This is a genomic window from Nocardioides pacificus (genome assembly GCF_054775955.1).
The window spans coordinates 264,992-291,255 of sequence record NZ_BAAHCI010000014.1 but is presented as its reverse complement, the minus strand read 5'-3'; the positions used below and the strand labels follow the sequence as shown (position 1 = coordinate 291,255).

At 72.4% G+C, this 26,264-nt stretch carries 34 protein-coding genes and 1 pseudogene; 22 read left to right on the top strand and 13 right to left on the bottom strand.

The genetic code is table 11. The features are described 5' to 3' along the window. Both ACYU7L_RS17795 and ACYU7L_RS17790 read left to right on the top strand, forming a co-directional pair. A complete protein-coding gene (locus ACYU7L_RS17795; RefSeq protein ID WP_460799451.1) occupies window positions 1-1,503 on the top strand; it encodes an FAD-dependent oxidoreductase in 1,503 nt (500 codons plus the stop codon). A 23-nt stretch (window positions 1,504-1,526) separates the two neighbouring features. After that, window positions 1,527-1,835: a chorismate mutase gene (locus ACYU7L_RS17790; RefSeq protein ID WP_460799448.1), complete on the top strand. Its 309-nt coding sequence runs from the start codon at window positions 1,527-1,529 to the stop codon at window positions 1,833-1,835. Window positions 1,836-1,838: 3 nt separating this feature from the next. On the opposite strand, the gene ACYU7L_RS17785 is transcribed toward ACYU7L_RS17790, so the two are convergent. Then, window positions 1,839-2,828: a 5'-3' exonuclease gene (locus ACYU7L_RS17785; protein WP_460799839.1), complete on the bottom strand. Its 990-nt coding sequence runs from the start codon at window positions 2,826-2,828 to the stop codon at window positions 1,839-1,841. Further along, on the bottom strand, window positions 2,825-3,139 hold the full coding sequence (locus tag ACYU7L_RS17780) for a hypothetical protein (RefSeq protein ID WP_460799847.1): 315 nt from the start codon (window positions 3,137-3,139) through the stop codon (window positions 2,825-2,827). Before ACYU7L_RS17780 ends, ACYU7L_RS17785 begins: the two co-directional genes overlap by 4 nt. A gap of 131 nt (window positions 3,140-3,270) precedes the next feature. Between ACYU7L_RS17780 and ACYU7L_RS17775 the strand changes: the two genes are divergently transcribed. Continuing rightward, the gene (locus ACYU7L_RS17775) at window positions 3,271-4,464 is read left to right on the top strand and encodes a lipase family protein (RefSeq protein WP_460799446.1); all 1,194 of its coding nucleotides are present in this window, start codon (window positions 3,271-3,273) and stop codon (window positions 4,462-4,464) included. A 74-nt stretch (window positions 4,465-4,538) separates the two neighbouring features. Here ACYU7L_RS17775 and ACYU7L_RS17770 read toward each other — a convergent pair whose 3' ends face one another. Next, window positions 4,539-4,724 carry a hypothetical protein gene (locus ACYU7L_RS17770; RefSeq protein ID WP_460799444.1) on the bottom strand — a complete coding sequence of 62 codons (186 nt, stop codon included), beginning with the start codon at window positions 4,722-4,724 and terminating at the stop codon, window positions 4,539-4,541. 117 nt (window positions 4,725-4,841) lie between these two features. Between ACYU7L_RS17770 and ACYU7L_RS17765 the strand changes: the two genes are divergently transcribed. The 6 genes from ACYU7L_RS17765 (at window position 4,842) to ACYU7L_RS17740 (ending at window position 9,078) form a co-directional block, all read left to right on the top strand. After that, window positions 4,842-5,402 (top strand): dihydrofolate reductase family protein, encoded by a 561-nt coding sequence (locus ACYU7L_RS17765; RefSeq protein WP_460799442.1) that lies wholly within the window; start codon window positions 4,842-4,844, stop codon window positions 5,400-5,402. A gap of 25 nt (window positions 5,403-5,427) precedes the next feature. Continuing rightward, window positions 5,428-5,871, top strand: a complete 444-nt coding sequence (locus tag ACYU7L_RS17760; protein ID WP_460799440.1) for a hypothetical protein — start codon at window positions 5,428-5,430, stop codon at window positions 5,869-5,871. A 63-nt stretch (window positions 5,872-5,934) separates the two neighbouring features. Continuing rightward, complete coding sequence (locus tag ACYU7L_RS17755) at window positions 5,935-6,612, top strand: response regulator transcription factor (protein ID WP_460799438.1); 678 nt, start codon at window positions 5,935-5,937, stop codon at window positions 6,610-6,612. After that, entirely contained in the window at window positions 6,605-7,981 is a 1,377-nt protein-coding gene (locus tag ACYU7L_RS17750) for a sensor histidine kinase (protein ID WP_460799435.1), read from the top strand. Before ACYU7L_RS17755 ends, ACYU7L_RS17750 begins: the two co-directional genes overlap by 8 nt. A gap of 99 nt (window positions 7,982-8,080) precedes the next feature. Beyond that, window positions 8,081-8,653 carry a PepSY domain-containing protein gene (locus ACYU7L_RS17745; protein ID WP_460799432.1) on the top strand — a complete coding sequence of 191 codons (573 nt, stop codon included), beginning with the start codon at window positions 8,081-8,083 and terminating at the stop codon, window positions 8,651-8,653. A gap of 20 nt (window positions 8,654-8,673) precedes the next feature. After that, the gene (locus ACYU7L_RS17740) at window positions 8,674-9,078 is read left to right on the top strand and encodes a hypothetical protein (RefSeq protein ID WP_460799429.1); all 405 of its coding nucleotides are present in this window, start codon (window positions 8,674-8,676) and stop codon (window positions 9,076-9,078) included. On the opposite strand, the gene ACYU7L_RS17735 is transcribed toward ACYU7L_RS17740, so the two are convergent. Further along, a complete protein-coding gene (locus ACYU7L_RS17735) occupies window positions 9,015-9,500 on the bottom strand; it encodes a rhodanese-like domain-containing protein (RefSeq protein ID WP_460799426.1) in 486 nt (161 codons plus the stop codon). The genes ACYU7L_RS17740 and ACYU7L_RS17735 overlap by 64 nt on opposite strands. 103 nt (window positions 9,501-9,603) lie before the next feature. Between ACYU7L_RS17735 and ACYU7L_RS17730 the strand changes: the two genes are divergently transcribed. The 3 genes from ACYU7L_RS17730 (at window position 9,604) to ACYU7L_RS17720 (ending at window position 11,995) form a co-directional block, all read left to right on the top strand. Beyond that, window positions 9,604-10,083 (top strand): SRPBCC family protein, encoded by a 480-nt coding sequence (locus tag ACYU7L_RS17730; RefSeq protein WP_460799423.1) that lies wholly within the window; start codon window positions 9,604-9,606, stop codon window positions 10,081-10,083. 122 nt (window positions 10,084-10,205) lie between these two features. Beyond that, window positions 10,206-11,285, top strand: coding sequence for an alpha/beta hydrolase family protein (locus ACYU7L_RS17725; protein ID WP_460799419.1), 1,080 nt, complete (start codon window positions 10,206-10,208; stop codon window positions 11,283-11,285). After that, entirely contained in the window at window positions 11,282-11,995 is a 714-nt protein-coding gene (locus ACYU7L_RS17720; RefSeq protein ID WP_460799417.1) for a class E sortase, read from the top strand. Before ACYU7L_RS17725 ends, ACYU7L_RS17720 begins: the two co-directional genes overlap by 4 nt. A 7-nt stretch (window positions 11,996-12,002) precedes the next feature. Here the strand turns inward: ACYU7L_RS17720 and ACYU7L_RS17715 are convergent, their stop codons facing one another. From ACYU7L_RS17715 to ACYU7L_RS17705, 3 genes are read right to left on the bottom strand one after another with little or no spacing between them, the layout of a single operon-like run. Next, complete coding sequence (locus ACYU7L_RS17715) at window positions 12,003-12,473, bottom strand: VOC family protein (RefSeq protein WP_460799414.1); 471 nt, start codon at window positions 12,471-12,473, stop codon at window positions 12,003-12,005. Between the two features lie 17 nt (window positions 12,474-12,490). Then, on the bottom strand, window positions 12,491-13,006 hold the full coding sequence (locus ACYU7L_RS17710; protein WP_460799411.1) for a GNAT family N-acetyltransferase: 516 nt from the start codon (window positions 13,004-13,006) through the stop codon (window positions 12,491-12,493). A 58-nt stretch (window positions 13,007-13,064) separates the two neighbouring features. Beyond that, a complete protein-coding gene (locus tag ACYU7L_RS17705) occupies window positions 13,065-14,009 on the bottom strand; it encodes a GlxA family transcriptional regulator (RefSeq protein ID WP_460799409.1) in 945 nt (314 codons plus the stop codon). A 71-nt stretch (window positions 14,010-14,080) separates the two neighbouring features. On the opposite strand from ACYU7L_RS17705, the gene ACYU7L_RS17700 reads away from it, so the two are divergent. Beyond that, on the top strand, window positions 14,081-15,127 hold the full coding sequence (locus tag ACYU7L_RS17700) for a saccharopine dehydrogenase family protein (RefSeq protein ID WP_460799406.1): 1,047 nt from the start codon (window positions 14,081-14,083) through the stop codon (window positions 15,125-15,127). Here the strand turns inward: ACYU7L_RS17700 and ACYU7L_RS17695 are convergent. After that, entirely contained in the window at window positions 15,085-15,972 is an 888-nt protein-coding gene (locus ACYU7L_RS17695) for an alpha/beta hydrolase family protein (protein ID WP_460799404.1), read from the bottom strand. The genes ACYU7L_RS17700 and ACYU7L_RS17695 overlap by 43 nt on opposite strands. 25 nt (window positions 15,973-15,997) lie before the next feature. After that, on the bottom strand, window positions 15,998-16,627 hold the full coding sequence (locus ACYU7L_RS17690; protein ID WP_460799399.1) for a LysE/ArgO family amino acid transporter: 630 nt from the start codon (window positions 16,625-16,627) through the stop codon (window positions 15,998-16,000). A gap of 79 nt (window positions 16,628-16,706) precedes the next feature. Between ACYU7L_RS17690 and ACYU7L_RS17685 the strand changes: the two genes are divergently transcribed. Then, window positions 16,707-17,600, top strand: a complete 894-nt coding sequence (locus ACYU7L_RS17685) for a LysR family transcriptional regulator ArgP (protein WP_460799397.1) — start codon at window positions 16,707-16,709, stop codon at window positions 17,598-17,600. A 121-nt stretch (window positions 17,601-17,721) separates the two neighbouring features. Here the strand turns inward: ACYU7L_RS17685 and ACYU7L_RS17680 are convergent, their stop codons facing one another. Both ACYU7L_RS17680 and ACYU7L_RS17675 read right to left on the bottom strand, forming a co-directional pair. Continuing rightward, window positions 17,722-18,615, bottom strand: a complete 894-nt coding sequence (locus ACYU7L_RS17680) for an NAD(+)/NADH kinase (protein ID WP_460799395.1) — start codon at window positions 18,613-18,615, stop codon at window positions 17,722-17,724. Next, entirely contained in the window at window positions 18,615-19,622 is a 1,008-nt protein-coding gene (locus ACYU7L_RS17675) for an SPFH domain-containing protein (RefSeq protein ID WP_460799391.1), read from the bottom strand. Before ACYU7L_RS17675 ends, ACYU7L_RS17680 begins: the two co-directional genes overlap by 1 nt. A gap of 97 nt (window positions 19,623-19,719) precedes the next feature. Here ACYU7L_RS17675 and ACYU7L_RS17670 point away from each other — a divergent pair, with 97 nt between their 5' ends. The 6 genes from ACYU7L_RS17670 (at window position 19,720) to ACYU7L_RS17645 (ending at window position 24,544) form a co-directional block, all read left to right on the top strand. Continuing rightward, a complete protein-coding gene (locus ACYU7L_RS17670; protein WP_460799388.1) occupies window positions 19,720-20,427 on the top strand; it encodes an NUDIX hydrolase in 708 nt (235 codons plus the stop codon). Window positions 20,428-20,511: 84 nt separating this feature from the next. Continuing rightward, window positions 20,512-21,981 (top strand): NAD(P)/FAD-dependent oxidoreductase, encoded by a 1,470-nt coding sequence (locus ACYU7L_RS17665; RefSeq protein WP_460799385.1) that lies wholly within the window; start codon window positions 20,512-20,514, stop codon window positions 21,979-21,981. 4 nt (window positions 21,982-21,985) lie between these two features. Further along, window positions 21,986-22,174, top strand: a complete 189-nt coding sequence (locus ACYU7L_RS17660) for a hypothetical protein (RefSeq protein ID WP_460799383.1) — start codon at window positions 21,986-21,988, stop codon at window positions 22,172-22,174. 50 nt (window positions 22,175-22,224) lie between these two features. Beyond that, window positions 22,225-22,521 carry a DUF1905 domain-containing protein gene (locus ACYU7L_RS17655; RefSeq protein ID WP_460799381.1) on the top strand — a complete coding sequence of 99 codons (297 nt, stop codon included), beginning with the start codon at window positions 22,225-22,227 and terminating at the stop codon, window positions 22,519-22,521. 35 nt (window positions 22,522-22,556) lie between these two features. Beyond that, window positions 22,557-24,206 carry a bifunctional 3'-5' exonuclease/DNA polymerase gene (locus ACYU7L_RS17650; protein WP_460799379.1) on the top strand — a complete coding sequence of 550 codons (1,650 nt, stop codon included), beginning with the start codon at window positions 22,557-22,559 and terminating at the stop codon, window positions 24,204-24,206. Beyond that, window positions 24,203-24,544: a DUF2200 domain-containing protein gene (locus ACYU7L_RS17645; protein ID WP_460799376.1), complete on the top strand. Its 342-nt coding sequence runs from the start codon at window positions 24,203-24,205 to the stop codon at window positions 24,542-24,544. The genes ACYU7L_RS17650 and ACYU7L_RS17645 overlap by 4 nt, the downstream gene beginning before the upstream one ends. Window positions 24,545-24,560: 16 nt before the next feature. Here ACYU7L_RS17645 and ACYU7L_RS17640 read toward each other — a convergent pair whose 3' ends face one another. Next, window positions 24,561-24,734, bottom strand: a complete 174-nt coding sequence (locus tag ACYU7L_RS17640) for a hypothetical protein (RefSeq protein ID WP_460799373.1) — start codon at window positions 24,732-24,734, stop codon at window positions 24,561-24,563. A 24-nt stretch (window positions 24,735-24,758) separates the two neighbouring features. Between ACYU7L_RS17640 and ACYU7L_RS17635 the strand changes: the two are divergent. Both ACYU7L_RS17635 and ACYU7L_RS17630 read left to right on the top strand, forming a co-directional pair. Further along, window positions 24,759-24,920 (top strand): annotated as a pseudogene (locus tag ACYU7L_RS17635) (WYL domain-containing protein); the annotation flags it as partial. Window positions 24,921-24,987: 67 nt separating this feature from the next. Next, the gene (locus ACYU7L_RS17630; protein WP_460799369.1) at window positions 24,988-25,116 is read left to right on the top strand and encodes a hypothetical protein; all 129 of its coding nucleotides are present in this window, start codon (window positions 24,988-24,990) and stop codon (window positions 25,114-25,116) included. A 15-nt stretch (window positions 25,117-25,131) separates the two neighbouring features. Here the strand turns inward: ACYU7L_RS17630 and ACYU7L_RS17625 are convergent, their stop codons facing one another. Further along, a complete protein-coding gene (locus tag ACYU7L_RS17625) occupies window positions 25,132-26,217 on the bottom strand; it encodes a winged helix DNA-binding domain-containing protein (RefSeq protein ID WP_460799367.1) in 1,086 nt (361 codons plus the stop codon). Between the last annotated feature and the right edge of the window lie 47 nt (window positions 26,218-26,264).

The window sequence follows — 26,264 nt, the reverse complement described above, 5'->3', positions numbered from 1 at the left end:
ATGGCGTTCGCGATCACCCAGGCCTGCTGTGCCGATGCCTCCTGCGTGTCGGTCTGCCCGGTCAACTGCATCAGCCCCACGCCGGAGGAGCGCGCCTTCGGCAGCACCGAGATGCTGCACATCGACCCGCAGACGTGCATCGACTGCGGTGCCTGCGCGGACGCCTGCCCGGTCGACGCCATCAAGCCGGTCGACGAGCTGCGCGGCGCCGAGGAGGCCTACGCGGAGATCAACGCGGCCTGGTTCGCCGACGGCAACGCCAGCCCGGAGTGGGGTGCTCCGGTCTTCCCGCCGTCGCTGCCCAACGGCTCCTCGCCGTTGCGGATCGCGGTGGTCGGCACGGGACCCTCGGCCGGCTATGCCGTCCAGACGCTGCTGACGACCAGCTGCAGGATCACGATGGTCGACCGACTCGAGCACGCGGGTGGCCTCCTGCGCTACGGCGTCGCCCCCGACCATCTGGACACCCGGCGGATGGGGGACCGCTTCGCCGCCTTCCAGAACCACCCGCGGGTCCGGATGCGGCTCGGCACCGAGATCGGCGTCGACCTCAGCCATGCCGACCTGCTCGCCGAGCACGACGCCGTGATCTACGCCGTGGGCGCCGCCTCCGACCGCTCGCTCGATATCCCCGGCGAGGAGCTCGCCGGCTCGATGGCCGCGCGCACCTTCGTCGCCTGGTACAACGGCCACCCCGACGTGCCCGACGCCGCGATCGACCTCTCCGCTGAGCGCGCCGTCGTCATCGGCAACGGCAACGTCGCCCTGGACGTGGCCCGGATCCTGCTCGCCGAGCCGGACTCGCTCGTCGGCAGCGCGATCGCGCCGAGGGCCCTGGCGGCGCTGCGGCGCAGTCGGGTGCGCGAGGTCGTCCTGGTCGGTCGACGCGGCCCCGAGCACGCGTCGTACAGCCGGTCGGAGCTGCACGCCCTGCGCGAGACGCCGGGGCTGGAGGTCGTCGTGGACGGCGACGCCGAGCTGGCAGACACGATCGCCGCGGCGGGTCCGCGCGACAAGGCCTCGTGGCTGAGCGGCGCCCCCGTGGCGCCGATCGACTGGTCGGCCGCACCTGCCGCCGGGCGGCGCCTGGTGCTGCGGTTCCACGCGACGCCCGTCGAGGTGGTCGGCGACGCCGCGGCCGTCGGCGTGCGGCTCAAGGAGACGACGGGCGCCGGCGCGGAGGCCGAGATCCCGGCGGGGCTGGTGCTGCGCTCGATCGGCTACCGCGGCGTGCCGGTGCCGGGGCTGCCCTTCGACGAGGCCACCGGCACGATCCCGCACCAGTCCGGCCGCGTGGTCGACCCGGTCAGCGGGCTCGCGCTGCCGGGCACCTACGTCACCGGCTGGATCAAGCGGGGTCCCGTCGGCGGCATCGGCACCAACCGGGGCTGCGCCGCCGAGACCGTGGGCTCGCTCTTCGAGGACGTCGCGGCGGGGCGACTGCCGGTGCGTCGACGCCTCCCGTTGGTGAGGCGAATCGTCCGCGACGTGGTGGGGGCGTAGGAGCCTGGCGGGGATCTGGTTGCATGGGCGTCGTGACGAACGAGAACGCCGCCGAGGAGCTGGGACGACTGCGGGGGAGCATCGACAACCTCGATGCGGCCCTGGTGCACCTGCTCGCCGAGCGGTTCAAGTGCACCCAGCAGGTCGGCGAGCTCAAGGCCCGCGCCCAGATGCCGCCGGCCGACCCCGCGCGCGAGGCGTTCCAGATCGAGCGGCTGCGCGCCCTCGCCGAGAGCTCCGGGCTCGACCCCCGCTTCGCCGAGAAGTTCCTCAACCTGATCATCGACGAGGTGATCCGCAACCACCGCACGATCCAGGGCGCGGGAGGCTGACAACTACTGCGTCGAGGCCGGCGGCTCGGTGAGCACCCGCAGCGCGAGCTGCGTCGTCGCGCCGACGCCGAGGTGCCCCACGACCCGCGAGACCCGGTCGGGCGGCAGCGGCAGCAGGCCGGGGGAGCCCGGGACGTCCGGGGTGAGACCGAGGTCGAGGTCGGTGCGTCCCGACATCATCGAGAGGTTGAACTCGTAGCGCTCGCGGGCGCCCGGAGCGGTGAGGCGCTTGAGCAGCCCGGAGCCGATCCGGCGCAGTCCCATCTCCTCGCAGTAGGAGTCGAGCGCTGCGACCAGGTTCTCGCCGGCGCAATGGTCGATGTCGGCCCACACCGCCTGCATCGAGCCCATCTGCGAGAGGAGCAGCGGCGCGGTCTTCTCCCCGATCCCCGGCACGCCGGGCAGGTTGTCGCTGGCGTCGCCCCGCAGGGCCGCGAACTCCAGGTAGTTCTCCGCCGCCACGCCGTACAGCGCCTGGATGCGCGCGGGGTTGAGCAGGGGCGAGGCGTTGATGCCGCCGTTGATCAGCCGCAGGACCTGGGTGTGCGGGCTGATGTGGGCGAAGGAGTCGCGGTCGGAGGTGATGATCACGCAGTTCCAGCCCTCGCGCTCGGCCCAGGTCGCGGCTGACGCGTTGACGTCGTCGGCCTCCAGGCCAGGAGGGGTGAGGGTGTGGAAGCCGAGCGCGTCCAGCAGTGCGCCCGCACGCTCGAGCTGGTCGATCAGGGCCGGGTCCTTGGCGGCGCGGCCGGCCTTGTAGGCGGGGTAGGCGGTCTCCCGCACCGAGGAGACGCGGTCGTCGAGCCCGAAGAGCACGGCGTCCGGAGCGAACTGGTCGATCGCCTCGAGGATCTGGCGCAGCATCCCGTGCAGCGCCCAGGCGGGGCGGCCGGTCCGGTCACGCAGGTCGCTCTCGACGCGAGCGTGGTGGTTGCGGTGCAGCAGGGAGGGCGCGTCGACGGCGAGGAGGAGACGGCGCTCGTTCGTGGTCAGCGCTCGCCCTCGAGCGATCCGAAGTAGTGGGCGAGGAAGAAGGCCATCCCGGTCGCGCCCGCGGCCACCGTCAGCCGGTCCCGAGGGGTGGTGGCCCCGCCCCGGAGCAGCAGCGCCCCGGCCGCCAGGTTCATCGTGCTCCACGCGACGTTCGTCAGGGGCGACGACAATCCGACTCCCGGCGGCCTGGCGAAGGGCGAGGGGAATCGCTGGCCGGTCAGGCCCTTGACGCCGTGGGGGACCGCGTTGGCCAGCAGTGTTCCGGCGCCCAGGAGCCGGAGGGTGGTCGCCCTCGTTCTGACCTTGCTCATGGGTTCTGCCGCCTTCCTCGTCGTGCCGGTGGATCAACCATTGCTCATGACACGCGTCACATGGTCTGCTTCCCCCGACCTACCCGCAGGTAACGAGAGGGAGCCTAGTGCCGTTCATCAATCTCAGGGGGGTGGTGGCTGCGATCGCGATCGCCGTCACCGTCTCGATGACCGCTTCACCCGTCCACGCCGAGGATCCGCTCCCGGCCTTCTACCAGGCGCCGGCCACCCTGCCCGCAGCCAACGGCGACCTCGTGCGCAGCGAGCCGATGAAGTTCCTGCTCGACCCCGCCGGCGCCACCACGGTGGCCTTCTCCTCGACGCGGGTGCTCTACCGCTCGACCGACCGCACGGGTGACCCGATCGCGGTCTCCGGGTCGGTCTTCGTACCGAAGGCTCCATGGGTGGGCCCCGGGAAGCGGCCCGTGATCGGGTACGCCGTGGGGACCCAGGGGATCGGTGACAGCTGTGCGCCGTCGCGGATGTTCAGCGAGGGCTTCGAGTACGAGGGCCTCTTCATGGCGGGCCTGCTGGCCCGCGGCTATGCCCTCGCGATGACCGACTACGAGGGGCTCGGCACCGAGGGCATGCACACCTACATGGACCGCGAGTCGCAGGGCCACGCGGTCCTCGACGCGGTCCGGGCGGCGCAGCGCCTGCCCGGAAGTGGTCTGAGCGTGACCAGCCCGGTCGCGTTCTACGGCTACTCGCAGGGCGGCGCCGGGAGTGCGTCGGCCTCCGAGCTCGCCCCGTCGTACGCCCCCGAGCTGAAGGTCAAGGGCGCTGTCGCCGGCGCGGTGCCGGCCGACCTGACCGCGCTGCCGGGAGCCATCGACGGCTCGCTGTTCTCCCTCTTCTCGTGGTTCGCCATCGCGGGGCAGACGGCCAGCTACGGCGTCGACATGGATCCCTTCCTCAACGACGCCGGCAGGCAGATGTACGACGAGATCGCCGACGACTGCGTGCTCGACCTGTTCGGCTCCGCGTTCAAGAGCTCCGAGCAGTTCACCGCCGACGGGGCCGACCTCGCGGAGCTCATCACCCGCGAGCCGTTCCGCACGATGATCGACGACCAGCGCATCGGCCGTCGCGCTCCCCAGGTGCCGGTGCTGGTCACGCACAGCGCGCTCGACGACGTCGTTCCCTTCCGGGTCGGCAAGCAGCTGGCCAGGGACTGGTGCGACGGCGGGGCCAAGGTCCGCTTCAGCGCCAACGTGAGCCCGGGCCACGTCGGCGGGATGCTCAACAACGCGACGGAGGTCTACGGGTTCCTGGAGGCGAGGTTCGCCGGGCTGCCGGCTGCGTCGTCGTGCTGGCGGCTGTAGGAGGGACTCGTAGGTAACTGGAGTTCTTCAGGCGCCAGGCGCGTGGAGAACTCCAGTTACCCGTCGGTCCAGGGCTACTTGGGCTCGAACACCTGGAGTGTGACGCCGTCGCGCTCCTCGGTCCCGCCGGTGCCCACATAGGTGATCGAGCCGCCGCCGACGTCCTCGTAGGAGAGCGTGTCGTCCGGTCGTGCGATGTAGGCCAGCTCCCCGTCGCCGGGGCCGCCGCGGAGCAGTGCGTTGGGGATCTCGGAGGTCATCACCCCACGTTAGCCGGGTGTGGACGGAGGCGGCGGCCGGCCGCGGCGTCCGATGACTTCGGCCGTCGGCGCGGGTCGTATGCGTCAGGATCGAACAGGACGACGAAGGAGACCCTCATGGCCACCATCTCCGCCAGCCTCTTCACCGCCCTCGACGGTGGTGTCGACCCCGGCCTCGGCAACTGGCACTTCCCCTACTTCAACGACCAGATGGGCGAGGCGGTCGACGGCACGCACCAGGCCGACGTGATGCTCTTCGGTCGCGTGACCTACGAGAGCTTCGCCGGCGCCTGGCCCGAGCGCGAGGCAGCGGGCGGGGAGGACGCGCCGTTCGCGAAGCGGCTCGGGGAGATGCGGAAGATCGTCGCCTCGAGCACCCCGCAGGAGTTCACCTGGCGCAACACCGAGCAGCTCCACGGCGACCTGGTGCCGGCCGTCGCCGCGCTCAAGAGCGACCCGAGCATCGACCGGATCGCGCTCAGCGGATCGGTGTCGGTGGTGCGCCAGCTCATCGACGCCGGGCTGCTCGACGAGCTGCACCTCTTCCTGCACCCGGCCACGGCCGGGTCGGGGCTGCGGCTCTTCGAGGACGGCGGGCCCGAGCGTCACCTGCGGCTGCTCTCCGCGACGCCGTTCGAGACGGGCGTGGTCCATCTGGTCTACGGGCCGCGGGTCTAGCGTGGACGGCCGCTAGGTTGTCCGCATGCTGCGGATCCTCTCGGGCCTGGTCACGCTGGTGCTGCTCGCTGCCTGTGGTGCGCAGGAGCGCGACTTCGACTCCGTGGTGGAGGACCTCGAGGGGCATCCTTCGGTGACCAAGGTCGTCGAGGTGCCCACCGAGGCGGATGCGAACGGGCCGATCCAACGCCCGGAGGCGTCCGCCGAGAGCGCGGTCGTGTACGACGAGCGCGCCTCCTGCGACGTGGTGGGCATCGAGTGCGGCGCGGTCCTCGAGGTGTGGAGCGACGCCGACGCGGCCCGGGCGAGGGCGGAGTACCTCATGGCCCTCCAGCTGGGGATGTCCGACCCGCGAGGCGTCGAGCGGCACTACCGTGACGACCACGTGCTGCTGCGCATCCACGTGGGCGCAGACGGGCTGACGGCTCAGCAGGCGGACTCCTACCAGAACCTCATCGAGGGAGACTGAGCGTTCAGCGGGCGTTCAGTCGATCTGCGCCACAATGGCCGCTCCCGATCCCCGGAGGCCCTCATGCGCGTGCTCGTCGTCGATGACGAGAGGCGGCTTGCCCGTTCCTTGAAGCTGGGCCTGGAGGCCGAGGGCTTCGCGGTCGACGTGGCCCACGACGGCACCGACGGGCTGTGGCTGGCACGCGAGAACACCTACGACGTGATCGTGCTCGACCTGATGCTGCCCGGGATCAACGGCTACAAGGTGTGCGAGACGCTGCGCGCGGAGCAGGACTGGACGCCGATCCTGATGCTGACCGCCAAGGACGGCGAGTGGGACCAGGTGGAGGGGCTGGACACCGGCGCGGATGACTACCTCACCAAGCCGTTCTCGTTCCCGGTGCTCGTCGCGCGACTGCGCGCGGTGGCGCGTCGCGGGGCCCGCGAGCGACCCACCCAGCTCGAGGCCGGCGACATCCGCGTCGCCCCGGCCGCCCGCCGAGTCTGGCGCGGGGATGTCGAGATCTCGCTGACCTCGCGCGAGTTCTCGCTGCTGGCGTTCCTGGCCCGCCACAAGGGCGACGTGGTCTCCAAGCGGCAGATCCTCGAGGCGGTGTGGGACGTCGACTTCGAGGGCGACCCCAACATCGTCGAGGTCTACATCCGCCACCTGCGCAACAAGATCGACCGGCCCTTCGCCCGCGAGGCGATCCAGACCGTGCGCGGGGCGGGCTACCGGCTGGGCAGCGACGGTGGCTGAGCAGCGGGGGAGCCGCGCGTCGGTCCGGCTCCGGACGACGGCCGCCGCCGTGCTGGTCGTCGCGGTCGTGCTGGTCGTCGCGGCGCTCGCGCTGGTGGCGCTGGTCCGCGGGTCGCTGCGCGACGGGCTCGAGTCCAGCGCCGAGCAGCGTGCCTCGTCGCTCGCCGACGAGATCGAGCGCACCGGTCTCCCCGCCGAGCCCTCAAGTGACGGGGACGGGGAGGGGGAGGGGGAAGGAGACGAGGACGATCTCGACGAGCCGGAGGAGCTCGTCTGGCAGGTCCTCGATGAGGAGGGCGGCGTGGTCCGTGCCTCGCAGCCGCTCGGCGAGGTGCTGCCCGCCGACGATGGCGACCGAGTGAGCCTCGCCGAGGGCGACCACCCCTACCTCGTGGTCACCGACGACGCCTCGGACGGTGACGCCGACTACGTGGTGGTGGTCGCGGTCTCGCTGGAGGACGTCGACGACTCCACCGACGCGCTGGTCACCCCCTTGGTCGTCGGACTTCCGCTGGTCCTGCTGCTCGTCGGCGGTACGACGTGGGTCGTCGCCACCCGTGCGCTCGCCCCTGTGGAGCGGATCCGCCGCGAGGTCGAGCAGATCACCGGGGACCGACTCGACCGGCGGGTGCCCGAGCCGTCCTCGCGCGACGAGGTCCACCGCCTGGCTCGCACCATGAACCAGATGCTGGGACGCCTGCAGGACTCACGAGACAAGCAACGCCAGTTCGTCGCCGACGCCTCCCACGAGCTCCGATCGCCCCTGGCCAGCATCCGTCAGACCGCCGAGGTGGCCCGCGCTCATCCGGGTGCCCTTCCCGAGGGGGAGCTCGCCGAGGCCGTGATGGAGGAGTCCGTGCGCATGCAGCGCCTCGTCGAGCAGCTGTTGATGCTGACTCGCGCCGACGAGGGCGCGACGGCCCGCCCCGAGCAGGACGTGGACCTCGACGACCTGGTGCTCTCCGAGGCCAAGCGAGTACGTCGCGCGGGCCTTGCCGTGGACACCTCCGGGGTCGGGGCCGGTCGGGTCCGGGGCGACGAGGCCGCGCTCGCGCAGGTGGTGCGCAACCTCGTCGACAACGCCGTGCGGCATGCGCGGACCAGGCTGGCCGTGAGCGTCCGTGAGCAGGACAGCGGCGTGGAGCTCGTCATCGAGGACGACGGCCCGGGGATCCCCGAGGACCAGCGCGAGCGCGTCTTCGAGCGCTTCGTCCGGCTGGACGAGGCGCGTGCCCGAGACGCGGGCGGGAGCGGGCTCGGCCTGGCCATCGTGCGTGAGATCGTCGCCGCCCATGGTGGGTCGGTCGGCGTCGCCGTCTCCGCGCTCGGCGGCGCCCGCTTCGTCGTACGGCTGCCGGGCGCTTCCTGAACGCGCCTTCAGCGGCGTTCAGGCTGGCTTCAGCGAGGTCGTCGCAGCATGGAGTCATCAGGTGAGGAACCCCCTCGCCACCTCGACGAAAGGCTCCCCATGAACATCGCCAAGCTCCCCGGCAAGCGCGTCCTCATCCCCACGATCGCGGCGGTCGCCGTGCTCGGCATCGGCGGGACCGTGTGGACCGCCACCGCGGGTGACGAGAGTGTCCAGGGCGGCGAACGCGACCGGGTCGCCGCCGCCGCCGTCGAGGCCGTGGGCGGCGGGGAGGCAGTGGAGGTCGAGACCAGCGACGACGCGGGCGAGGCCTACGAGGTCGAGGTGCGTGGCGAGGACGGCACCGAGACCGACGTCGCCCTCGACAAGGACCTCGAGGTGGTCGGCCAGGACGTCGATGACCGGGACGACGACAGCGACGGCAGCGACGACGGCGACGACGGGCGGGCCGACACCCGGGACGCCGACGACCGCGTGCTGAGCGACGCAGAGCGCACCTCCGCCGAGAAGGCGGCCCTGGAGGCCGTCGGTGGCGGCACGATCGTCGACGTGGAGGCCAGCGACGACGGCACCCAGGCCTATGAGGTCGAGGTCCGCGACGGTGATGACGTCGAGTGGGACGTCGACCTGGACGCTGACTTCTCGGTGCTCGACAAGAGCCGCGACAGCTGATCCGGGCCTAGCCTCGGTGCATGGCCCGCTATGTCATCGATGCGCCCACGCTGTTGCACCTCGTCGACCACGCGTTGCCGGTCGATCCCGGCCATCAGCTCGTCGCCCCCAACTGGATCCGTTCGGAGGCGCTGCAACTGCTCCTGGACGAGGTCCGATCAGGAGGCCGCACCGAGAAGGACGCGCTGGCCTGCCACGAGCGGCTCACCGAGGTGAAGATGCGCCTGCTCGGCGACCGGGTCTCGCGTCGTACGGCGTGGCGGGTCGCGGTGGAGCAGGGCTGGGAGAGTCTCGAGCCGGCCGAGTACGTCGCGATCACGCGGCTGCAGGCCGACGCGCTGGTGAGCGTGGACCCCGACCTTCACCGCCAGGTCGGGGCCCTCGTGCCGCTGGCAAGCGTCGAGGACCTGCTGGGGCGGGGGTAGTCAGCTCCCACCCCCAGCCCAGTCGGCGCAGTTTCACAGCCCAGTCGGCGCAATTTCACAGGCACCTCGGTGAGCCAGGCCTGGTAGCCGCCCACGAGGTCGGTCGCCCGATGCAGTCCCAGGGCCCGCAGCGTGACCGCTGCCAGGGTCGAGCTGTACCCCTCGTTGCAGACGATCACGATGCGCAGGTCGGCCGACGTCGCCTCCGGGATCCGGTCCGGGCTGGTCGGGTCGAGCCTCCACTCGAGGACGTTGCGGTCGACGACGAGCGCCCCGGGAAGGGCGCCGTCGCGCTCGCGCTGCTCGACGGGACGGGTGTCGACGACCAGGGCGCCGGCCGCGACCTCGGCAGCGAGATCGCGAGGCTCGACCCGGTCGAGGCTGCTCTGACAGCGGGTCAGGAGGTCGTCGATCGCACTCATGCCGCGCAGGTACCCCACCAGCCGGCATCAAAGCCGGGTGCGACCGGCCCCGGCACCCGTCATGCTGGTCGGACGAGCACGCCATCGCGCCGGGAGGCCCTGCATGACCGAACGGATCTCAGCACACCGGATCATCCCGGCCGCCCCAGATGCGGTCTTCGCGGTGCTCACCGATCCCGACGGACACGTCGCGATCGATTCCAGTGGGATGCTCCAGTCGGCCGACGGCGGTCCGGCCACGGCCGTGGGCGATGCGTTCGTCGTGCACATGGATCGCGAGGCCCTGGGAGATCTGCCGATGGGGACCTACGACGTGCGCGTCATCATCACCCGGCTCACTCACCCGACCGTCGTCGAGTGGACGATCGAAGGCACCGTGAAGCCGCCCATCGGGCACGTGTACGGCTACGAGCTCGAGGCGGTGGGCGCCGACCGGACACGCGTGACGTCCTTCTGTGACTGGTCGCACGCGTTGCCCGAGTGGAAGGCGATCTTCCCGGTGATCGACGAGAAGGCGTTGCGGGCCTCGCTCGGCCTGCTGGAGCGTGCCGTCCGTCGCGGCTTTCCGTGCCCGAACGTCTAGAAGTCAGTCGTCCATGTGGTCTCTCGAAACGGCTTCTCCGACGTGTCCGAGCACCGCAGCACCTGAGGGGGCGATGGCTAGGCTGAAAGCTCATTCACGGTCCGGACCGGTGGAGGTGCCCCATGCGTGCAGGTGGACGGCTCGGGGTCGCCCTGCTGGCGGGCGTGCTCCTGCTGGTCGGCTGCAGCTCCGACGCCGAGCCCGGGACGGCTGATCAGCCGGACCCCTCCAGCTCGCCCAGCGCGGCCGAGCCGACCGACTCATCCTCGTCGGAGCCATCGGCGTCACCGGAGCCGAAGGTTCGCCCTGTCTCCGTCCTGGGCCTCGCCGAGCAGCAGCATCGCGGTGACCGGCTCCGCCTGGGCGCGGTGCGGGAGCGGACCGACGCCTACACGTCGTACGACGTGACCTATCGCAGCCGCTCGACGACCCCGCAGGGCGAGGAGTCCTACACGATCTCCGGGGTGCTCAACGTCCCGACCGGTCGCGGCGACTTCCCGGCGGTGGTGCTCGCCCACGGCTACATCGATCCGGCGGTCTACGAGCGGGGTCAGGGGATGACGCGCGAGCGGGGCTACCTGGCGAGCCGGGGCTACATCGCGCTGCACGTGGACTATCGCAACCACGCCGAGTCCGACGACGACCGCCGGTCGCTGGCGCGGCTGCGGCTGGGCTACAGCGCCGACGTGATCAACGCGGTCAAGGCGCTGCGCGACGCCGACGATGTCCCGGTCGATGCGGACCGCGTCGCGCTGATGGGCCGGTCCATGGGCGGCGGCGTGGTGCTGAAGGCGCTGGTCGCCGAGCCGGGTCTCGTGCAGGGGGCCGCCCTGTGGGCGTCGGTCTCCTCGCTGGAGGGCGAGAACTTCGAGCAGTTCATCGCACCGGACCCGGGCGACTCCGCCCGGCGCGAGGAGCTGGTCCGCCGCCACGGCACACCCGAGGACAACCCGCGTGCCTGGCGGGAGAACTCCTCGCGGCCCTACTTCGACGAGATCACCGAGCCGGTGCTGATGGTGCACGGGCGCTATGACGACACCTGTCCGCCGCGGTGGGCCACCGCGACGCAGCGCGCGCTCGAGCGGGCGGGAGTCAGCTCCCGGCTGCGGTGGTACGACGACGGGCACGCGTTCGGGCCGGCGTTCAACGCCGCCATGGACCAGACCGTGCGGTTCCTCGACGACCAGCTGGCGGAGTCGTGAGGAGCGCAGGCCTCCTCGCCGGGGTGGTGGCGGGGCTCCTGCTCGCCGGCTGCTCGGACGCCGGCGCCGGAGAGTCCGGCGCGGCTGAGGAGCAGCTGGCCGAGGTGGGGTCGCCCGAGATGAAGCCGCCCAGCGAGTCCGCGACCGAGCGGCCGGAGGAAGCCGAGAGGCCCGCGCCCGCGCCGCCCGACCCTGAGCCGCGTCGCTCGCACCTGAGCATCCCGGCGATCGGCCTCGACCGGGTGCCGGTCATCCGCTACCGCGGCACGCCGGACGACGGACCCGGAACCCGCATCCAGAACGGCGGTCCGACCGCTTCTCCCCGAGGTCCGGGCGGCGGCGTCGGACCGGGACAGGTCGGCAACTTCATCGTGACCGGGCACCGGACCTCCGACTCGGCGCCGTTCCGCGACCTTCCCGCTCTCCAGGTCGGGCAACGGGTGCGGGTGCGCTCCGCGGGGACGACCTACGTCTATCGGATCACGACGACGCGCTCGACGTCGTTCCGCTCGAAGCGGTCCCTGGCACGGCAGTCCGCCGCGGTCCCCGGGCGTCCGGGGGTCGAGCCGGCGCGGGCGATGATCACGCTGTCGACGTGCGCCACCGCCGAGGACCACGCGGTCGGCAACTACTGGTCGGACCGGTTCGGCAACCCCGAGCACCGCATCGACAAGGTGGGCGTGCTGGTGTCCCCGCGACCCGCGGGCTGACAGGAACTCAGTCCAGGCAGAGCTCGTTGCCCTCGGGATCCCTCATCACGATGTGGCCCGAGGCCATCGGGGGATCCGGCTCGACGCGGGCCACCCGGGTCGCGCCCAACGCGACGAGCCGCTCGCACTCGGCCTCGAGGGCCGCCATCCGCTCGCCGCCGTCGAGCCCGGGGGTGGCGCGGATGTCGAGGTGGACCCTGTTCTTGGCGACCTTGTCCTCGGGCACCTGCTGGAAGAAGAGCCGGGGGCCGTGCCCGGTGGGGTCCTCGACTGCCGAGCGCGAGTTCCGCTGGTCCGGTGGTACGCCGAGGCGCGCGAGGAAGTCGTCCCAGGCGGCCAGCGGGTCCGCGTCCGCCGGCAGGTCGACGCCGGGCGGGCCCGGGATGACGTAGTGCAGCGCGTCGCGCCAGAAGCGGGAGAGGGCGCGGGGGTCGCGAGCGTCGAAGGTGATCTGGAGTTGGCGAGGGCTGGTGTCCATCCGGGCACCGTGCCACGTCAAGCGGACAGGTCTGGTCCTGGATCTCCAGACGGCTGCTGGCGGAGCGCGAGCTTCAGACCCTCGTGGCTGCTCACATAGCCCAGGCGCCGATAGAACCGCTGCGCGTCGACCCGCGTCCTGTCGGTCGTCAGCTGCGCCAGCACGGCCCCGCGGCCCCGGCCCCAGTCATGGGCCCAGGTGAAGAGCGCCGTCCCCAGACCAGCTCCGCGAGCGGAGGCGGCGATGCGCACCGCCTCGATCTGGAGCCGGGTCGACGCGCCCCGGGCCAGGCAGGGCAGCACCGTGAGCTGTATCGTCGCGACGGCCGTCCCGTCCTGGTCCCGCACGACGACGAGGAGGTGCTGGTCGTCGCCGTCGATCGCCGCGAAGGCCGTCTCGTACGGCGCGAGCTCGTCGAGCTCGCGGGTGCCGCCGAGGTGGTCGTCGCGCAGCAGCGCGACGATCTCGGCGAGGTCCTCTCGTGACGCGCGGGCGACGGCGTACGTCGCGCCTGCGACGCTCAGGTGATCCATGGCGGCAAGTGTCCCGGACTCGTGCCTGGCCGGGAGGCAGCCAGGACCATCGCTGGGCTCACCGCAGCCGGAACGTCGCGCGATAGGCGGTCGGGCTCACCCCGAGGGCTCGGTGGAAGTGGCGGCGCAGCGTGGCGGCGGTCCCCATCCCGCAGCTGTCGGCCACCTGCTCGATGGAGGCGTCGGTGCGCTCGAGCAGCTCCTGCGCGCGAACGATGCGCTGGTGGTGCAGCCACTCGAGCGGTCCGGCCTGCAGCTCGGTCTGCATCCGGCGGGCGAGCTGGCGGGTGCTGAGTCCGGCATGGCGCGCGAGGTCGGCCACGGTGACGGGCTGGTCCAGCCGGGCGCGCGCCCACTCCAGCGTCGGAGCCAGGCCGTCGGAGCCGCGCGGTGCCGGCGGCGCTGCGATGTACTGGGCCTGCCCACCGTCCCGGTGCGCGGGGACCACCAGGCGGCGGGCCAGCCCGTTGGCCGCCGCGGCGCCGAGGTCGCGTCGTACCAGGTGGATGCAGAGGTCGAGAGCGGCAGTCTTGCCGGCCGAGGTCAGCAGGTCGCCCTCGTCGATGTAGAGCACGTCGGAGCGCACCTGGACGGCCGGGTAGCGCCGGGCGAGTTCGTCGGCGTGCATCCAGTGGGTCGTCGCGACGCGGCCGTCGAGCAGCCCGGCCGCCGCCAGCACGAAGGACCCGGTGCACAGCGACGCGATCCGAGCACCCGCCCGGTGCCCGGCGCGCAAAGCCTCGAGCAGAGCGGGGTCCGGCGGGGCCTCGGTGTCGTCGACGGAGGACACGACGACCAGGTCGGCGGTGGCGATCGCGTCGTACGACGAGGTGGGCGTCGTCGCCAGCCACGGGTGCGGCCGACCGTCGGCGGTGGCGACCACGAGGTCGTGCCAGACGCCGCCGGGGGAGAGGTCGGAGCGGTCGACCCCGAAGATCTCCGCGGCGATCGCGGTCTCGTAGAGCATCGCGGTGTCATGAAGGACGAGGACCACCCGGCGCATGTCCGAAACTGTACGCATCAGGTCGTTTCGGACACTCGCGGCAGACCCTCGACGGATCCGACGATCGTCCCATGACGAAGACAGAGCGAGTCCTTGTGTACGGCGCCAATGGGCACACCGGGCGCTTCGTGGTCGACGAGCTGGTGCGGCGGGGTCTGACGCCGGTGCTCGCCGGGCGTAGCGCCGAGAGGCTGGCGAGGGTGGGGGGTCCCGACCTGGAGCGGCGGGTGCTGGGGCTCGACGACCCCGAGCTGTTGCGCCGGAGCGTCGAGGACGTGGCTGCGGTCATCAACTGCGCGGGCCCCTTCCTCGACACCGCCGAACCCCTCGCGCTGGCGGCGGTCGCGGGCGGGGCGCACTACCTGGATGTGACGGCCGAGCAGCCGGCCGTCGAGATGCTCTACCGCGAGCTCGACGGACCGGCCCGGGAGGCAGGCGTCGCCGTGGTGCCGGCGATGGCGTTCTACGGCGGTCTGGCGGACCTGCTGGTCACGACCGCGCTCGCAGAGGCCCCCTCCCACGCTCAGCCGGGCGCCGACGAGGTCGACGTGGCCATCGCCCTGGACCACTGGTGGCCCACCGCCGGCACCCGGGCCACCAGGGCGCGCAACACCGCGCCGCGTCAGGTCATCCGAGCGGGGCGGCTGGCGCCGCTGGCGGACCCTGCCCCCGTCGAGGTGTGGGCGTTCGATGCGCCGTTCGGGGAGCGTGAGGTGGTGCAGCTGCCGTTCTCCGAGGTGATCACGATCGACCGGCACCTGGCGGTCGGCGAGCTGCGCTCCTGGCTCACCACCGGTGCCCTCGCGGACCTGCGCGACCCGGCCACGCCGGCGCCGACGGCCGAGGACGACTACGGCCGCTCGGGCCAGCGCTTCGTCGTCGACGTCGCCGTACGACGCGGCTCCTGGCAGCGTCGGCTCTCTGCGTCCGGGCGCGACATCTACGCCGTCACCGCGCCGCTCCTGGTCGAGGGGGTGGCGCGGCTGCTCGAGGGGCGCGGGCTCGCGGCGGGAGCCGTCGCTCCGGGGCAGGCGTGGGAGGCGGGCGCGGTGCTGGAGGCGCTCGCGGAGCACCCTCAGGGGATCGAGCTGAGCCAGCGGACGAGCGTCTCGCTGTAGGCGGGGGTGACCGCGGTGTCCGGCCGGCCGCCGACGGTCGGCAGGTGGCCGGCGCCGTCCAGCCGCACGACCTCGAGGTCGGTGAGCGCCCCCTGGGCTCGGGCGAGGCGCCATGCCGCGATGCTCGCCTCGAGTGGCATCCACTCGTCGCTCTCGCCGTAGAACGCGAGCACCGGGCAGGTCAGCCGCATCAGCACGGGGAGGGGATCGAAGTCGAGGTCCCGCCAGGACCCGGGGCTCGGGAGCGTCGGGGGCAGGTAGGCATGGGGGGACCAGGGCCGGGTCGCGGCCCATGCGAGTCGCTCGCGGGTGGCCTCCGGTCCCTCGCCCGTGCGGAGGTAGTGCTCGAGCAGGAGCCGTACGGCGAGCATGTCGGCGACGTCGTGCTCGTCGTACCCGTGCTGGAGCAGCTGCGCGGAGCAGGCCACGCGCATCTGCTCCGCGGGCGTGACGCCGCAGCACGACACGGTCACCAGGAACGCCACGCGCTCCGGCTCGGTCGCGGCCGCGAGCGTCGCGGCCCATGCTCCCTGGCTGAAGGCCCACAGCCCGATGGGGACCCCGTCGAGCTCCCTCCGCAGCCGCCGTGCGGCCGCGAGCGCGTCCGCCGCTTGGACGTGCAGCGGCACGTCGTGGCCGTCGGGGGAGGGGCGACGGTCGTAGCGGAGGACCGCGACGCCCTCCCGGGTCAGCAACTGCGTGAGGTGCGTGTAGAGGAAGTAGGAGCGCTCCCCGGCCGCTGCGCCGTGCAGCACGACGAGGCCGGCGCGGGCGCGGCCGCGGGGGAGTGTGAGCGTTGCCGGGAGGGTGGCGTCCTCCGCCTCGACCACCAGGTCCGTCTCCATGCGAGCCAGCATCGCACCGTGAGGGCTACCCGCGCGCGAGCTTCGCAGCGACCAGGATCATCGTGGCGGCGATGACCAGCTCGAGGACCTGCCAGGCGCGGGGCCGCGACAGCAGCGGCGCCAGACCTCGGGCGCCGAAGCCGAGCCCGGCGAACCAGGTGATGCTCGCCGTCACGGCGCCGATCGCGAACAGCCAGCGACCGTCGACCGCTCCCGTGTCGCGAACGCTGTAGGTGGCCGCGATCGACCCCACGAGCAGCACGGTGTCGAGGTAGACGTGGGGGTTGAGCCAGGTGAGAGCCACGGCGCGCCCCACGACGGTACGACGTGGCTCGGCGCGGGCAGCGTTCGTGCCGCCGGCGTGGAGTGACTCGGGTCGGAGGGCGCGGCGGATCGAGCCCGCGGCGTACCAGAGCAGGAACGCCCCGCCGAGCCAGCGGAAGACGTCGATGATCCAGGCCGCGTTGTCGACGACGGCGCCCATGCCGCTGACGCCGGCGACGATGAGGACGGCGTCCGAGACGGCGCAGATCGCCACCACCGCGACGACGTGGTGGCGGAGCAGACCTTGGCGCAGGACGTAGGCGTTCTGCGCGCCGATCGCGACGATGAGGGAGCCGCCGGTGAGGAAGCCGGCGAGGAGAGGCTGAAGCACGCAGTCGACGGTAGGGGCGACGGAAGGTGAAGACCAGCAAATGATTCTCCACCTGATGAAGCAGTGCTTCACTGGACGCATGCGCTTCGACCCCGCCCAGCTCGAGACACTGATGGTGATCGCGGAGGAGGGCTCCTTCGAGGGGGCCGCGCGGCGCCTCCACCTGACGCCGAGTGCGATCAGCCAGCGGGTCCGGGCGCTGGAGCGCTCGGCCGGTCAGGTGGTCGTCCGACGGACCTCGCCGGCCGAGGTGACCGACGCCGGTGCTCCGCTGGTGCGGCTCGCCCGGCAGATGCGGTTGCTCGGTGCCGAGGCCGCGGCGACGCTGGGCGATGACGACGTCGTGGAGCTGGCGGTGGCGGTCAACGCGGACTCGCTGGCGACGTGGTTCCGGCCGGTGCTGGCGGCGGTCGCGGCCCGGCCGGGTACGGCGTTGAGGCTGCACGTGGAGGACGAGTCGTTCTCGCTCGACCTGCTGCGACGGGGTGAGGCGCTGGGGGCGGTCACCCTCGAGGCGGACCCGGTGCAGGGGTGTCGGGTCGAGAGGCTGGGCGGTCTGCGCTACTGGCCGGCGGCGACGCCTGACCTCCTGGATCTCCACCGCAAGGGGCGGGGCGTGGACTGGTCGTCGATCCCGGTGGTGGTGTTCAACGAGAAGGACTCGCTGCAGGACGGGGTCCTCGCTGCCCACAAGGTGGCTCGGCCGGCGGTGGTGCACCGGGTGCCGAGCAGCGCCGACTTCCTCGAGGCGGTGCGGTGCGGACTGGGGTGGGGCATGGTCCCGGACCCGCAGCTCACGCCGGCCGTCGAGGCCGGCGAACTCGTCCGGTTGCCCGGGGGCAAGCCGGTCACGGTCGCCCTGCACTGGCAGCGCTGGCGGCTGGAGAGCCCGGCGCTCGAGGCGCTGAGCGAGGCTGTGCGCGCGGCCGCACGCGCTTCGTTGCGGAGGGTCTTCGACCAGGGAGCGGGCTGAGTCGGCGCAAGTGCACGCTCAGAACCCGCTGAGTCGGCGCAAGTGCACATCGGGAAGTGTGCGTTCGCGCCGACTCGGCGGGTCTGGGGTGTGCGTTCGCGCCGACTCGGCCATGAGGGGATCAGGACACTAGTGCGAGCCGTCGCTGCGCCACGCCGATCCGGATGCTCTGGCCCCAGCTGAGCGTCAACCGGTCGGACTCGATGCCGTCTCCGAACGCGACCAGGCCGTCGGTCTCGACCTCGATCGTGAGCGCGGCGGCCGGGCCGGCGTCGTGCAGCTCGCCCTCGGTGCATCCCACACCCGTGCTCGGGGAGGGCCAGGCCTCGCGGACGAACCACGCCAGCCGCCGCTCGGTGGGTCCCGGCAGGGCCAGGGAGCTCCGGCGCTCGAGCCAGGCCGACCGGCACCAGCCGGTCGAGCCCGTGCCGGTCGCGACGATCAGCCCCGACGACGCCTGGCGCTCGGCCGCCGCGCCGGGGGCGGCGAGGCGGTAGCGCGCCGTCTGGTGGCTGGGGTGGCCGAGGTAGATCTCGTTGAGGGCGAGCAGCCGCTGGCCGTCGTCCGTGCGCGCCTCGACCATCGTGCGGTGCTCGACGGTGCCCTCGCCGTGGAGCAGAGGAGCGGCGTCCCCAGGCGCCGTCGCGACGAGCACGCCCGGGTTGCGGTCCGGCTCGGGGTTGACCCCGAGGACGGGCTGGCCGTCGAGGTACTTCGCGACGTTCGCGACCAGGCCGTCCTGGCCGACCACCACGACGATGTCGTCGGGGGCGAACAGGAACCGGTCGAGGTCCGCGCGCTCGACGCTGCCGCGCCGCCAGTCCACCGGGATCGCCCCGGTGACGGTCTCGATCGCGGACCGGTCGGCCGCCTGCCGCTGCTCGAGCTCGTCGAGGTCGCGGCCACGGCCCTTGAGGAAGAACGCGACCTGGCCGCGGGTCCCGTGCCGGGCGGTGAGCTCCTCGAGCTCGGTGCGCCGGTGGACCAGGACGACGCGGGGGGCCAGGGCGGCCATCAGGCCTCCTTCGGGCCGGTGCCCAGACGCGCCAGGACAGGGGCGAGCAGGTCGGGGGTGAGCACGAGCGACTCGATGTGGGGAAGGTTGGCGGCGAGCTCCTTGACCGCCAGGCCCAGCAGCACCGCCTCCGGCAGGTCGCGGTACGCCGCGAGTCGGGCGGTCTCCGCCTCGCCCTCGGCCACGCCGGTCACCCGGATCGCGCTGGCGTGGGCCTCGGCCAGACGCTCGGCGCGCTCCGCCTCCGCGTCGGTGGCGATCGCCCCCGCGGCCGCGGCCTCCTGGGCCTCGCGCTGGGCGTTCGCACCCCGCTGCGCGACCAGCTGCTCCTCGCGGCGGGCCAGCTCGATCTGGGTCTGCAGCTCGTTCTCGCCGATGGCGCGCTCGCGCTCGACGGCGACCGCGCGTCGCTCGAAGGTCGCCTTGTCGGCGTCCTGCTGGACCTGCTCGCGCGTCGGTGTCTGCAGCGCCCGCTCGACCTCGGGCTCGGGACGGATCGCGACCACGCGCGCGCCGATCACCGCGATCCCGGTCTCGGCGAGGCGGCCGTCCTGGTGCAGGCCCGCGGCGATCGCCTCGCGAACCGGAGTGACGCCCCCTCTGAGGGTGGTGGTCAGGTCGACGCCGGCGATCAGGTCGAGGGCGTACTGCTGAGCGGTCTGCGCCAGCAGGCCCGCGACCTGGTCGAGGGGAGTGCTGCGCCACTGGCCGGTCTCGGGGTCGATCGAGAAGTCGATGCGCCCCGACACCAGGACCGGGTCGACGACCCGGAAGGTCACCGTCGCCTGCACGGTGACGTCCTGGAAGTCGGCCGTCCGGGCGTGGAACAGCAGGGGCAGCTCACGGTCGTCGACCGGGACCTCCGAGAGGACCGCGCTCAGCGGGCGGAACCAGAACGCGGATCCGACGCCCGCGTGCACGGTGCGGCCGTTGCGCACGTGCTGCACGAACATGGTCGGCGTGCCACGCAGGTGGCGAACGAGCGGGTAGCGGGCGATGTCTGCCACGGGGATCACCTCGGGGTTCGATGGGTTGTCGTCGAAATGACGATAAGTCCGTCGACTACTTCTCGTCAACTCGACGCGAAGCGGCTATCGTGGCCCCATGAGCTTTGACCCGTCCGCCTATCCGGCGCTCGCTGTCACCGTCGACCTCGTGGTCCTGACGATCCGCGGCGACCGCCTGCACGTGCTCGTCGTACGACGGGGGGAGGAGCCGTTCCAGGGACAGTGGGCCCTGCCCGGCGGCTTCGTGAAGCCCGACGAGGACCTGCACACCGCTGCCGCCCGCGAGCTGATGGAGGAGACCGGGCTGGCGCCCGACGTCGTCCACGTCGAGCAGCTGCGGACGTACGGCGCACCGGACCGGGATCCTCGGATGCGAGTGGTCAGCGTCGCTCATCTGGCGCTGGCACCCGACCTGCCCTCGCCCGAGGCCGGCTCGGACGCCGACGCGGCCGGCTGGCGGCCGGTCGAGGACCTGCTGCGCGAGGGAGAGCTGGCCTTCGACCACGCAGAGATCCTGGCGGACGGGGTCGAGCGGGCTCGGGCCAAGATCGAGTACTCCGCGCTGGCGACGGCGTTCTGCCCGACCGAGTTCACCGTCGCCGAGCTGCGCCGGGTCTACGAGATCGTGTGGGGGGCCGAGCTCGACGCGCGCAACTTCCACCGCAAGGCGACCAAGACGCCCGACTTCCTCGAGCCCACGGGCGGCAGTACGAGTCGCGACGGCGGCCGGCCGGCGCTGCTCTACCGCCGCGGCAGCGCGGAGCAGCTCCATCCGCCGCTGGCACGGCCCCGGCTCGCCGAGTAGGCCACCAGGTCGGGTCCGACGGCCCTATCGCGCGTCCGGGGGCAGCGGTAGAAGGGAAGGAATCCTGCCCTCGAAAGGGTCGCCATGACCGACATCGTCGTACTCGGCGCCGGGGTCTCCGGACACACTGCTGCTCTCCACCTGTCCCGGCTGCTGGGTCGCAAGACGCTGGGTGTCGAGCACACCGTCACGGTCGCCTCGCCGAACGCCCAGTGGAACTGGATCCCGTCCAACATCTGGGTGGGCGTGGGCAAGATGGGGAAGAAGGACGTCGTCTTCCCCCTCGAGCCCGTCTATCGCAGGAAGGGCATCGACTTCCGCCAGGCCAAGGCGGTCGCCGTTCGACCCGACGGTGATGTCTACGACCGACGCGGGGCCGTCGACATCGTCTACACCGGCCAGGGCAAGGCCGGCCGCGAGGAGCGGCTGCGCTACGACTACCTGATCAACGCCACCGGTCCTCGGCTCCGCTTCGAGGCCACCGAAGGGCTCGGCCCCGACGGCTACTCGCTCTCGGTCTGCACCGCAGACCACGCGATCGAGGCCGCGCGCGAGCTCGACAAGGTGGTGCAGCGGCTGAAGGCCGGCCAGGAGCAGACCCTCGTCGTCGGCATGGGCCACGGCACCTGCACCTGCGAGGGCGCGGCGTTCGAATACGTCTTCAACGTCGACCACGTGCTGCGCGACGCCGGCGTGCGCGACCTCGCCACGCTCTACTACCTCACCAACGAGGCCGACCTCGGCGACTTCGGGGTTGACGGGATGACCTTCGAGGACCAAGGCTTCCAGACCTCCAGCGAGCTCTGGACGGCCTCGTTGTTCCGGGAGCGCGACGTCCTGCCGATCCTGGGCGCGCACGTCGAGCGAGTCCACGAGGGGCTGGTCGTCTACGAGACGCTCGACGGGACCTCGCACAGCCTGGCCTTCGACTTCGCGATGCTGCTGCCGCCGTTCGGCGGCGTCGGCCTCGCGGCGTACGACCGCCAGGGTGAGGACATCACCGGACAGCTGTTCGCGCCGAGCGGGTTCATGAAGGTCGACGCCGACTACACCGCCCGGCCGTACGACGAGTGGCGGGCGGCCGACTGGCCGCAGACCTACCAGGTGCCGGGCCACGAGAACATCTTCGCCGTCGGCATCGCCTTCGCGCCGCCGCACCCGATCTCGCGGCCCCGCAAGAGCGTCAACGGCACCGTGATCGCGCCCTCGCCGCCGCGCACCGGCATGCCCTCGGGAGTGATGGGCAAGACCGCGGCACTGACGATCGTCGACCGGATCCGCAGCGGCCAGTCCGCGCAGCCCCACCGGGCGTCGATGGCCGACATGGGTGCGGCCTGCGTCGCCTCCGCCGGCGCCAACATGCGGACCGGCTCGGCGGCCGCGATGACGATGATGCCGGTCGTTCCCGACTACAGCCGCTATCCCACCGGGCGCAGCCTCCAGGACACCCGCGGCGAGATCGGGCTCAGCGGGCACTGGGTCAAGCTGATGCTGCACCACCTCTTCATCTACAAGGCCAAGGGCCACCCTGGCTGGTTCCTGATCCCGGAGTGAGGCCATGACCAACTCGAGCTCACCGTCCCGCGACGCGCAGGGCCACGGCCGGCAACCGGTCGCCGACCTGACCAAGGCGCCGCTGCCCACCGCCGCCACGCTGCGGCGACGACGCAGCATCCCCTTCCAGCTGACCCGGTTCGCGGTGTTCAACACGCGCATCATGCGGATGGTGCTCAAGGGCAGTCACTGAGTGCGGGCGGTGCGGTTGCCCGGCCGGGCTCACCGCCGGATACTCGCCCGATGAGCGCCATGGACTTCGAGTTCGACGGGCCGGTCGTCGAGTGGCGTGGTCCTGCGCCGTACTACTTCGTGGACATCCCGGAGGAGGAGAGCGCCGACATCAAGTTCGCCGCCCAGGGCGTGGAGTACTGGGGGCAGGTGCCGGTCGTGGTGTGCATCGACGACACCGAGTTCACGACCGCGCTGTTCCCCAAGGACGGCCGCTACCTGCTTCCGCTGAAGGACAGGGTGCGCCGGGCCGCGGGCATCGAGCTGGGGCACGTGCTGACGGTCGAGCTGCGGGTGGGGCGCCGGTAGGACTCGTTGTCGGCCCGGCATGTCAGGGTGTGCGCATGTCCAGGGTCTCGCTCTCGCGCCTGCCGGGCGAGCGTGTGCTGGTCGTCGAGGGCGACGCGGAGCAGGAGCTGACGTTGGCCGACCTGCCGGCGTACGTCGAGGCGCGCGAGGCTCAGGGTCCGCGCTGGGTGTGGGACGACACCGCGCGGTGGTACCCGCCGCTGCTGGCGGCCGGGGTGCGGATCCAGCGCTGTCACGACCTGCGTCTGGGGCACCAGCTTCTGCAGCGGGCGCCGGCCGTCGACGCCCAATGGCTCGAGGGCGCGCAGTCGGAGCACTGGCACCGCCTCGGGCCGAGCACGGCGTCGGAACCGGTGCTGTTCTCGATCGACGACATCGCCGAGCACCTGCGTGCCGATCTGGAGGATGCTCGGCAGCTGGCCGCCGTGGCGGCCTCGCCGGAGGCGTCGCGGCTCCGGCTGCTGCTGGCGGCCGAGTCGGCGGGCGCCCTCGTCGCGGCGGAGATGACGCACGCCGGCGTCCCGTGGCGCGTCGACATCCACGAGCGGCTCCTGGCCGAGCAGCTCGGGCCGCGGCCGCCGCGCGGAGCGCGCCCGCAGCGGCTCGAGGGGCTGGTGGCCGAGGTGCGCGTCGCCTTCAACGCGCCCGGCCTCAACCCCGACTCGCGCCCCGAGCTCCTGGCCGCGCTGCGGCGGGCCGGGCTCGACGTGAGCGACACCCGAGCCTCCACCTTGCGCGCGCTCGAGCATCCCGGGATCGCCCCGCTGCTGCGCTACAAGCAGCTGGCGCACCTGTTCCAGACCAACGGTTGGACCTGGATCGACCAGTGGGTGCGCGACGGCCGGTTCCACCCGTCGTACCAACCGGCGGGCTCGGCGACCGGCCGCTGGTCGTCCAACGGGGGAGGGGCACTGTCGTTCCCGGTCCAGGTGCGGCCCGCCGCGGTGGCTGACGAGGGCTGGACCTTCGTCGTCGCGGACGTCGCCCAGCTCGAGCCGCGCGTGCTCGCCGGGATGAGCGGCGACCGCGCACTGGCGCGTTCGGCCCGCGGGGCCGACCTCTACCAGGGGATGGTCGACGACGGCGCCGTCGCGAGCCGCAACGACGCCAAGCTCGGCTTGCTCGGTGCGATGTACGGCGCCACCAGCGGCGAGAGCGGTCGGATGGTCGCCGGCCTCACCAAGCGCTATCCCGCCGCCTTCGGACTCGTCGAGGAGGCGGCCCGCGCTGGCGAGCGGGGCGACGTCGTGCGCACGCTGCTGGGACGTGGCTCGCCGAGCGTGGGCGATGCGTTCGACCGGGACCCCGACCAGCCGCCGCCGGACCTTGAGGCCGACGCTCGACTCCGGCGCGCGCACGGCCGCTTCACGCGCAACTTCGTCGTGCAGGGCACCGGCGCCGAGTGGGCGCTGTGCTGGCTCGCCGACCTGCGCAACCGGCTCTGGGAGCTGGGGGAGGGCGGCCCGCTGGTGGCTCGGCCGCACCTGGTGTTCTTCCTCCACGACGAGGTCGTCGTGCACACGCCGATCGCTCTGGCCGACGCGGTCGCCGAGCAGGCAGCGGCAGCGGCCGCCTCCGCCGGAGCGCTGCTCTTCCGTGAGCTCGCGATCGACTTCCCGCTCAACATCTCGACGGTGCGCTCCTATGCCGAGGCCGGCAAGCCCGGGCTACCCTCGCCAGCATGAGCCGGATCTTCACGATGAGCTTCGCCTCGGTCTATCCCCACTACGTGAACAAGGTGGAGCGGAAGGGCCGCACGAAGGCCGAGCTCGACCAGGTGATCACGTGGCTGACCGGCTTCGACGAGTCGGAGCTGGACGACCACCTGGCCGCGGGCACGACGTTCGAGGACTTCTTCGCGAGCGCCCGGCTGAACCCCCACGCGACCCTCATCACGGGGCTCGTGTGCGGCGTCCGCGTCGAGGAGGTCGAGGACCCGCTGATGCAGAAGATCCGCTACCTCGACAAGCTGGTCGACGAGCTGGCCAAGGGCAAGGCGATGGAGAAGGTCCTGCGCGCCTAGGAGCCACCTCCGTGAGTCACCCGCCGTACGGCGCCGCCACGTCGAGGACCCAGGTCACGCCGAACCGGTCGGTGAGCATGCCGAAGCCCGGTGCCCAGGCCGAGGCGGCCAGCGGCTCGACGATCGTGGCGCCCACGGCGACGGCGAGTACGGCGACGGCGAGGAGCCCGCGCGCCGCACCGAGCCGCACGCGCTCGTCGCCCGCAGGGGGCGCTGGTGCCTGGTGGCGTGGGACCTCGACCGGGAGGACTGGCGCAGCTTCCGGATCGATCGGATGTCGCCACGCACCCCGACGGGCGCGAGGTTCACACCACGTGAGCTGCCCGGACCGGACGCCCCAGCCTTCCTCACCGCGAGCTCGCGGCCCGCGATGTAGCGCCGTGGATCGGCGACGGAGTGCTCGAGGCGCTCTCCGAGCACTCGTCGCGGATCGTCGTGGGGTCGTGGTCGTGGTCGTGGTCGTGGGCCGGTGTGCCGGCGCTCGCTTCGACGCGCCGTTCACGCTCGTCGGCCCGGAGCCGCTGCGCGCTGCCGCGGCGGAGCTGGCTGGCCGGCTCGAGGATTCCGTCTAGAACCGGAGGGCGGCGCTACCGCCGGATCCGCAGCTCGGGCTCGAGCCCCAGGAACTCGCCGTACCGGATGGCTGCGTCCTCGAGTGCAGCGACCTCGCCGGGTCGCAGTGCCCGGTAGGGGCTGACCTCGAAGCGGACGCCGGCCCCGACCGTCCGCTTCATCTGCCCGACCAGCTGAGCATCGATGACGGCCATCCCGATCGCGGTCTCCCGGCCGCGCGGGGCGATGCCCTCGGCGTCGATCACCATCCGGCTGTCCTGATAGCCGCGGTAGGTCTCGTCGAGGATCTGTAGCAGGTGCCCGGCAGGCTCGGAGGCGGTGCTCGGCGCTGCCGTGTCGGGGGCGTGCCAGAACGTGCGGCCCTCGTGCTCGAACGACGCCAGCCGGTGGCGGACCTGCTCGAGCCCGCGGCGTACGTCGCTCAGTGTCAGCGTCGCCCAGTAGGCGAGGTCGCGCTCGGTCGCGGGGCCGTGGCCGGTGAAGTAGCGCCGGGCCAGCTCGGCGAGTGCCTCGTCCCGGCCGGGTGAGGGGGTGAACGGCACCCGGTCGGCGAAGAGCGCGTAGGTGTGGACTCCGTCCAGAGGGGGACCGCTGCACACGAGGCGGTCCATCTCGGCGAGGCCGAGCAGCAGCATCAGCCCGCGCCCGGAGACGGCGACGCCGCGCCCGGCCAGCGCGACCTTGACCTGCTCACGGGTGAGGCCGGGCCTCGCGGCGAGGCTGTCGGTCAGCGACGTGACCGCTCGCTCGAGCGTGGGTGCGTCCCAGCCGAGCTCGTCGGTGAGCTGCGTGAGGAAGATCGGGCGAAGACGCGGTGCCGTCAGCTCGAGCAACCAGCCGATGTCGGTGGCCGACACGAAGTGCCACGTCGGGCGGAGCACGTGGGTGCGGACCACCTCGCCGGCGTCGAGCAGGGCGGCGAGGTCGGCGGCGTCGGGCCGGGCGGTCCGCGCGGCCACGGCCCGCGCGGCCTGACCGGGGTTCTCGGCCTGGACGGCCAGGAGGTCCCGGATGACCGCTAGGGCAGAGGCTGCGTGGGGTGCTGCGAGGTGCTGGCCGTGCAGGCGCCACCGGGCGATGTCGCGGGCGTTCGTCGTCACGGCATCGACCCTAGGGCGGATTGCGGTCAGGATCGGTCCGTCTTCGC